This window comes from Protofrankia sp. Cas4 (assembly GCF_963555915.1).
Taxonomy (GTDB): domain Bacteria; phylum Actinomycetota; class Actinomycetes; order Frankiales; family Frankiaceae; genus Protofrankia.
On sequence record NZ_CAUVXL010000128.1, the window covers coordinates 38,801 to 46,009 of the forward strand.

The following is a 7,209-nucleotide window of genomic DNA, read 5'->3' on the forward strand; positions in this document are numbered from 1 at the left end:
CTGGACGACGTCTGATCCGCTGCCGACTTCGCCGCACCAGCTAGCGGATGACGCACTCGCAAGGCCCACTGGGCAACGACTAGAGGTCCTGCGCCTCCTTGCCGCCGGCATGACGGACGAGGCCATCGCCAGGAAGATCGGCGTCTCGACCCGGACGATCCGGCGACAGACTTCGGAAATCATGGATCAACTTGACGCTGGCAGCCGCTTCCAGGCAGGCATTCTCGCGGCAAGGCTCGGCTGGGTCGACTGATCCCCGACCGGTTGAAGCCGACAAACCACGGCAGCCAATCTGGTCCGTTACCAGGGACGTCTCCATCCGATGTCGGTGCACCGCGACTGTCCGGTAGCGGACGGGGCCGGAACCGGAAGGACGAACAGGTTTCCATCGCGACAACAAGGCATGACAATCACCCTTGCGATGGTAGACAAATCATTTTCACACCGGGAGAGTGCGACATCAGAAAACGCGTAGGCGGCATCGGTCTCGTCTTTATGGTTTTTGCGGCCCTCGGCGGTGTAGTTGCGGGGCCAGCAGCAGCCTTCAATCCACCCCCCAACATCTTCCATCTTGTGAATGGATTCGGAAATTGTCTTTCCTGGGTGTCAACCACCAATGTTCTCGAACAGAAGCAATGCAACGCAACCGATACCGCCCAGCTCTGGCACGTGCAAAATGAGTATAACGGATATCGAGAGATCGTAAACAACCACAATGGAAAATGCATTGCTCCCGCCGGTGGCGTGCAAGCGAACGCAGAGCTCATCACCTACAACTGCACCGGTAGCCACGACGAGCTCTGGCTGCTGTCAACCGCATACTGGGGCCAGATCCGGAATTATCACTCCGGCCGTTACATGGGTATAGCCAACGGATCGGCTCAGCTAGGAGCGCATGCGGTCCAATGGAGTAGCTATCCGAGCCACCTGGATCAGCAATGGGCGACACTTGCCCCGTAGGAAAAAACAGGGATGCCCGACAGACTCCACATAATATTTAGTGATCACTAAAGACCGCGACGGTCGCACCGGTCGATTTTCGACATGTCGCGGCCGTCGCGGCCCGATCGTGGTCGGCCCTACTCGGTCAAGCTCTTGGTTGTCGTCGGCCTGGAGGCCGCGGTGGACGAATTCCGTGGAAACCGCGGCGGTGAGCGGCAAGTGGCTGACCGGACATCTGGTCGATGACCTGCTCGGTTCCCTCCCGTCGCGGTTCGTCCGACCCCAGCGACTGGCGTCCGTTCTGACCGGCGGGTTGAGGACGAGCCAATCCTTCGTTTCCCCGCCGATCAACGGCGTACCGGTGCTGGCGCCCCGCCCCGCCCCGCCGACACACCCTGCCGTCTTCACGTCCGTCCCCTCTGGCCGATCTCGGTGTTTCATAGGTGAACACCCATGAAACACCGGTCCCGGCGGGACGTGGTCGGTCCTCGATCTGGCCGACGCCGGCGGGTTCACCATCTTTTTCTTGACCTTGAGGTTCAGAATTGGGATAGGCTTGCCCATGTGGGTAGGCCCAAGCAGTTCGACCCGGATGCGGCCGTGGACAGGGCCATGGATGTCTTCTAGCGGAAGGGCTACGCGGGCACCACATCCCAGGACCTGGTCGATGAACTGGGTATAGGCAAGGGCAGCCTGTATGCCACGTTCGGCAGCAAGAGGGCACTCTTTGACCGCGCACTAGAGCGCTACCGGGAGCAACAGGCGGACACCCTCGCACGCATCATCGATCAGCCGGGACCGGTCAAGCCGCGGCTGCGGGCTGCACTCCAGTTCATCGTCGAGGCCAACGCCGCCGATCCCGACCGGCGCGGATGCCTCGCGGTCAACACCGCCGCCGAACTGGGCGGCGCCGACCCCAAGGCAACCCTTGATGTGCGCAACATGTTCGAACGAACCCAAGGCGCTCTTGAGGCTGTCGTCACCGAAGGTCAGCGCACCGGGGAAATCCGGTCCGAATCTGCTGGGACAACGCCATGGCCGAATCCTTCTTCGGGGCCCTGAAAAACGAACTCGTCTACCGGACCACTTTCGCCACCCGCGCACACGCCAGACGTGCTACAGTCCGATACATTGAAGTCTTTTACAACCGTAAGCGTCTCCACTCCGGGCTCGACTACAGGACCCCAGCCGAGGTTCACGCCGACCTCCTCGCACAGAGGACTGCGGCATAGAGATAACCATTAAAGGCTATCCGGAAAATTCGGGGCCGGTCAGTGGTCGGCGGCTTGTGCGGCCAGGAGGGCCGACTCCAACTTCGGGGCGCGAGCTGCGAGGACGGTGATGCCTTCGTGGAGGTAGGCGTAGGCGGTCGATCTCCCGATCGTGTTGTCGGTGACAAGCTGGCGCAGCCGGGTGTTGTCGAGGAACCAGCGCAGCACCAGGACGGCCTGGTGGCGGCAGGTCAGCGCGCGGATATCGGAGCGGGTGCCGCACCGGCTGCGTTCCGCAGCGAGTAAACCCTCCAGAAGCACAACGGTTTCCTCCCGTGATGGCAACACGGCCGTATATGTCACACTCGCCGGTACGCGGGACCTTTCTTAGGCTGATCTTTGGTCGGACCAGTCTTCCTGGCGGGATCCCGTGTTTTCTTGTTGAATCGTCGGTTTTCGGGCGTGTCGACTACGGAGAGTGTCAGTCATGTACGGTCATGAGTCATTACATGGAAATGCTCATTGGACGGATGCGGGATACATGGACTATTCTCCCCAGAAATCCGAAGCCACTATCGTCCTGAACAAATGCTGCCGACGGCGCCGAAAGGATGATCCACGAATGAACGGTTCAACACGGCGCCGAATTTCCAGCCGATCAGGCTGCGGAATCGTCGTGTTCGGCGTGTTGGCAATGCTGTTGGGCGGTTGCGGCGGAGGAATGACGACATGGCCTCATGGTCGTCGTCGCCGAGCGGCTGCGTGGACGGCAGCGGTGGTTGCGCGCAGGGGTGGGCCTTCGTCCAACGGGACCATACGGTCTCAGAATTGGATTGCTTGGTCGATGGTTCCCGCTGTCGGATTAAGTGTTGGTAGGCGTAGTGCATCATTCTGTGCTCTTGCAGCGGTCTTCCTGTTCGTTGCCGGATGTGGCGGCGGCGCTCCTTCCGCCGCGGGCCTGGTGACACCGACCGGTACCGCACCGGAGGTCAGCCAGGCCCCGACGGCCTCGCCATCCGCCGCTGCGACGGGCCTGCGGCAGGTTGCCAGCTTCGCCGGCGCCACCCTGCACGTGGACCCGCTGGCATTCAGCCCGGACGGCCGGACTCTGGCCGGCAACGAGGGCAGCGAGAAGCGGGTGCGATTGTGGGACGTGGAGACGGGAAAGGCCACGGCCACCATCACCGCACCCGGTAATGTGTCGGTGGGTTTCACCCCTGACGGACAGGCACTCGCCACCGGCTACGCCGGTTATGGGGCACAACTGTGGGACGTCGGTACCGGAACCTCCACCGCCACCTTTCCGAACCCGGTGACGACCGGGACGAACCCGTTGGGTGGCAGCGGAGCCGTAGCGGTCAGCCCGGACGGTAAGACGCTCGCGAGCATCGGGAATGGGGGCGGGGTGACCTCGGTGCTGCTCTGGGACGTCGCTACCGGCAAAAACATTACGAAGCTCACGCCCCGTAGTTCCGTCCTGTTGTGCCTCGCCTTCAGTCCCGACGGCAAGACCATCGCCGCCGGCGGCGGTGGCGTCACCAATCAAGGAAGCGTGTACACGTGGCAGGTGGCTACCGGAACCCCCGGGCCGACGCTACGGCTCGCCACCACAGATCCGGTGAAGGTCATCGGCAACAAGGTCAGTTCGCTGGCCTTCAGCCCGGACGGTAAGACCATCGCCGGTGCCGGGTTCGCTGGCCCGTCGTACCTGCAGAACGGCGCCTACACCGGTACGCAGATCTGGGATGTCACCACCGGCACGGTCGTCTCCACCGTCACCGACACCGGCGGCGGCTCGGTCGCGTTCAGCCCGGACGGTGCGACTCTGGCCACCACGCTCACCGGCGGTACTGGCGTCGAACTGTGGGATGTTACCGCGGGGAAGGCGACGGGCACCATCACCCTATCCGCCAACTCCGCCATGACCGCGGCGGGCACATCCGGGGCGCCGCTGGCCTTCAACCCGGACGGGAAGACTCTGGCCGTCGGGGTCGGCGGAACAGTTCAACTCTGGGCGCTGCGCTGATCCCGGCACTGTTGCGTTATCGAAAGCGGTGGAGGTCCCAGTAGAGGTCCTGGTAGGCACCCTCGAAACGGCCCAGCGCCTCCCGCAGTCCGCCCTCCGTGCTCAGGTCCGCCTCGTGACCGCTGCTCGCCACAGGATCAGTTAGGTGCCAGCCATGCTCATCATGCGTGGAGGTGACGATGGAGTGCCGCGTTCGGATATGACAACGACAGCGTCGGCCTCGGCAGGGTTCTATGAGCGAGTCGCCTCGTAGTCGGGGAGTGCGGCCGGGGTGGTCCGGGGTGCCGGGCGCATGATCAGGATCAGTACGGCCAGCCCGGCGAAGATGCACGCACCGCCGTACGCGATCCTGGACATGCGGGTCCGCGACTCCACGATCGGCCTCCACCGGCACATAGACATGGTGTACGTGCTGGGCGCTGTCCGGCGATCTCACCGCGCAGCTGGCGGAGGTCAGCGCAGCCCAGTCGGTACCGATCGCCGACATTGTCGGACTGACGGGAGTTCTCGTGTATTTCTGCGATCCGCGCTCGCCGGCCCAGTCCTCGTATAGCTGACGCTGCCCGACAAGTAGCGCAGGGTAGTTGTCGCTACGTTCGGTAATGACGCTGACTGTCATGGGGTCGGACTGCCGTGGGTCGGTCCAATGAGAAGTGGGGGCGGAATCGGTCGTTTGCGCCCCCGTCCGCCGATCCATTGGCGAGAGGCGGACATACCGGTGCATTTCTGGGTGTCGATCCAATCCGCTCCGCTCCACGCTTGCGCCTCCCCATTCCGCCCCCCTACTGTCGCGTTCCGACTACCTCCGGGACGGGGAAGAAGGGACGATAGATGACAGACCGTCTGTATATGTGGCATTCAACCGACAAGCAGACCAATGCCCGTCAACTTCATATCCTGGATAGTCTGCTCAAGTCCGGCGCACCCGTGTACGAGGACCCGGCCACCTCCTCCCGCGTCTACGCGGTCGACCGGGCCGCGTTCCGCCGGCTGCTTGATGAGGCGGCGGTCGGCGACACCCTCCGGATCGCGGACGCCGCGCGGCTGTTCCGCTCGACCAAGGACGTCATCCAGATCCGGGAAGTCCTCCAGCGGCGCGGGTTGCACCTGCGCATCGCGACCGGCGCGTGGTCCGGCTTCGACCTGGCGGCCGAGGACCCGCAGACCAAGCTGTTCGTCACGATGCTCGCCGGGGTCCTGGAGTTCCAGCGCGACATGGTCTCGGAGAGCACCAGGGAAGGCGTAGCCGCCGCCGCGGCCTGCGGCAAGACCCTCGGCCGCCCGGCCGCACTCGGCGAGAGCGATGCGGCCGAGGTGCTGGAGGCATACGGCGAGGGTGTCGCCGTGAAGGCGCTCGCGCGGCGGTTCGGCGTCGCGCCCAGGACGGTCCGCCGCGCCCTGGACGCCGCCGGCGCCCGCGACATCCCGGGCGACCTCGGGCAGTTCCCGGACGCCGCGGACCAGGAACCGGAGCCTGTCGAGCCGACGGTGGTCCTCGACGTCCCCGGCCTGCTCGCCGAGCGCCTGCAGGGCAGTGCGGACGACGGGATCCGTGAGGCGCTGCGGGAGGGCCAGATCATCCGCCGGGGCCGGGGCTACTCGGTGCGCGTCACCGCCGCGCTCACCCTGCATCGCGCGGCGCTCGCGCAGTGTGCCGCCCTGGCCGGGGACGGCGCGAGCCCGGCCGGGCGCAAGGCGTACCGGGCGTACGCCGATCGGATCACCACGGCATCCTGACCGGACAGCGCTGCCCCTGTCGCCCTACGCGGGGAAGCCCTTGTCGCGCAGGTTCGCCATCATCGGGTCCTGGCTGACCTTCTCCGCGCGGCGGACCGCGCCGAGCACGACGACGGCCAGTTCGTCGGGCCAGTCGGCCGGCTCGACCAGGTTCTGCTGGCCCACGGTGAGCACGGACATCAGCAGGCCCTTGGCGACCTGCTGCTGCAGTGCTTCGCGCATCCCGCCCAGGCGCGCGGTGATGCCCGCCGCCTCGGCGACCGCGTTCTCCGCGTCCGCGGCGATGAAGGGGTGGGCCGGTGCGGACAGCGCCATCATCAGGTTCGGCGCCTCGTGGCCGAGTCCGTCGCACAGCCGGTTCCACGTCTCGCGGTTCCGGCCGCCCTCCTTGTAGTACTCGACGGCCGGGCCGATGCCCTCCATCAGCTCCGTGATCTTCGTGGAGACCTCGGCCAGGAGCTTTCGGATCTGCGCGTCAGTCAGGTCGGGCAGCGGCTGCCGCTGGGGATCTGCATGGCCGCGACGCTACCCGCCCGCCGGGCGGCACCGCCCAGGCTTCCGAGGATCCGCCGATTCCGTGATCGGGTCCTTGGCCGCGATCCTGACCTGGGACCGCTGGTCCCGGGGCTTGCTCGGCGAGTTCACCGCGAAGGCGGGGCCGGCTGACGCGGTGCCAGGTCGGCGACCGAACAGGTGACTGCCGCAGTCTCGCCAACCTCCCGTCCTGCGCGCTGCGGGTGGGTCGGCTCACGGCCATGCCGTCCTACGCCAGCGATCCGCGCCATCAGCGCCTGGTCGCCGTCCTGCCGCCGCTGCTGGCCCGCGACCGAGATCATCAACCTCGTCGCTCTGGGCACCCCGCCGGCCGACTGGTTCGACAAACACCAGATCCCCCGGAACGCCGCATACGCGAAGTTCCGGGCCGTCGCACGCTAGAACGCTCCCGAAACCGATGAGGTGGCGCCGTGGCGCAAGCCAATCGACTCCCGGCGTCTGCGCAGTTCATGCGCCGCCTGGGGTTGGCCGAGATCATCGACGGGCTGTGCCCGGTGCGTGAGCTGGCGCACCTGACCCACGGACAGGTCGTCGAGGCGCTGGTCGCGAACCGGCTGTCCTCGCCCACTGCGTTGTTCAAGGTGCACCGCTGGGCTGAGAAGTGGGCCGTGGAGGAGGTCTTCGGGATCCTCCCCGAGTTCCTCAACGACGACCGGATCGCCCGGGCCCTGGACGCCGTCGCCCCACAGCTGGACCAGATCAACGGCTCGGTCGGAGCGAAGGCGATCACCGATGTGC

7 protein-coding genes and 3 pseudogenes are annotated in these 7,209 nt (G+C 65.7%); 7 read left to right on the top strand and 3 right to left on the bottom strand.

Going from position 1 to position 7,209, the window contains the following annotated elements; genetic code table 11:
• The 4 genes and pseudogenes from U9979_RS12030 to U9979_RS12040 form a co-directional block, all read left to right on the top strand.
• Positions 1-253 (top strand): response regulator transcription factor (locus U9979_RS12030; protein WP_322779451.1); only part of this gene is annotated, 253 nt, incomplete at its 5' end.
• Positions 254-495: 242 nt separating this feature from the next.
• Positions 496-960: an RICIN domain-containing protein gene (locus U9979_RS25195; protein ID WP_416220014.1), complete on the top strand. Its 465-nt coding sequence runs from the start codon at positions 496-498 to the stop codon at positions 958-960.
• Positions 961-1,584: 624 nt separating this feature from the next.
• Positions 1,585-2,004: pseudogene (locus U9979_RS25200) on the top strand (TetR/AcrR family transcriptional regulator); the annotation flags it as partial.
• Positions 1,959-2,174: pseudogene (locus tag U9979_RS12040) on the top strand (integrase core domain-containing protein); the annotation flags it as partial. The pseudogenes U9979_RS25200 and U9979_RS12040, both read left to right, overlap by 46 nt.
• A 42-nt stretch (positions 2,175-2,216) precedes the next feature.
• Here the strand turns inward: U9979_RS12040 and U9979_RS12045 are convergent.
• Positions 2,217-2,501 (bottom strand): annotated as a pseudogene (locus U9979_RS12045) (IS5/IS1182 family transposase); the annotation flags it as partial.
• 613 nt (positions 2,502-3,114) lie between these two features.
• Between U9979_RS12045 and U9979_RS12050 the strand changes: the two are divergent.
• Complete coding sequence (locus U9979_RS12050; protein ID WP_322779453.1) at positions 3,115-4,179, top strand: WD40 repeat domain-containing protein; 1,065 nt, start codon at positions 3,115-3,117, stop codon at positions 4,177-4,179.
• 231 nt (positions 4,180-4,410) lie between these two features.
• On the opposite strand, the gene U9979_RS12055 is transcribed toward U9979_RS12050, so the two are convergent.
• Complete coding sequence (locus U9979_RS12055) at positions 4,411-4,554, bottom strand: hypothetical protein (protein WP_322779454.1); 144 nt, start codon at positions 4,552-4,554, stop codon at positions 4,411-4,413.
• A gap of 456 nt (positions 4,555-5,010) precedes the next feature.
• Between U9979_RS12055 and U9979_RS12060 the strand changes: the two genes are divergently transcribed.
• Positions 5,011-5,916 carry a recombinase family protein gene (locus U9979_RS12060; RefSeq protein WP_322779455.1) on the top strand — a complete coding sequence of 302 codons (906 nt, stop codon included), beginning with the start codon at positions 5,011-5,013 and terminating at the stop codon, positions 5,914-5,916.
• 24 nt (positions 5,917-5,940) lie between these two features.
• Here the strand turns inward: U9979_RS12060 and U9979_RS12065 are convergent, their stop codons facing one another.
• Positions 5,941-6,339 carry a hypothetical protein gene (locus U9979_RS12065; protein WP_322779456.1) on the bottom strand — a complete coding sequence of 133 codons (399 nt, stop codon included), beginning with the start codon at positions 6,337-6,339 and terminating at the stop codon, positions 5,941-5,943.
• A 542-nt stretch (positions 6,340-6,881) separates the two neighbouring features.
• On the opposite strand from U9979_RS12065, the gene U9979_RS12070 reads away from it, so the two are divergent.
• On the top strand, positions 6,882-7,209 hold a 328-nt coding region (locus tag U9979_RS12070; protein WP_322779457.1), incomplete at its 3' end, for a DUF4277 domain-containing protein.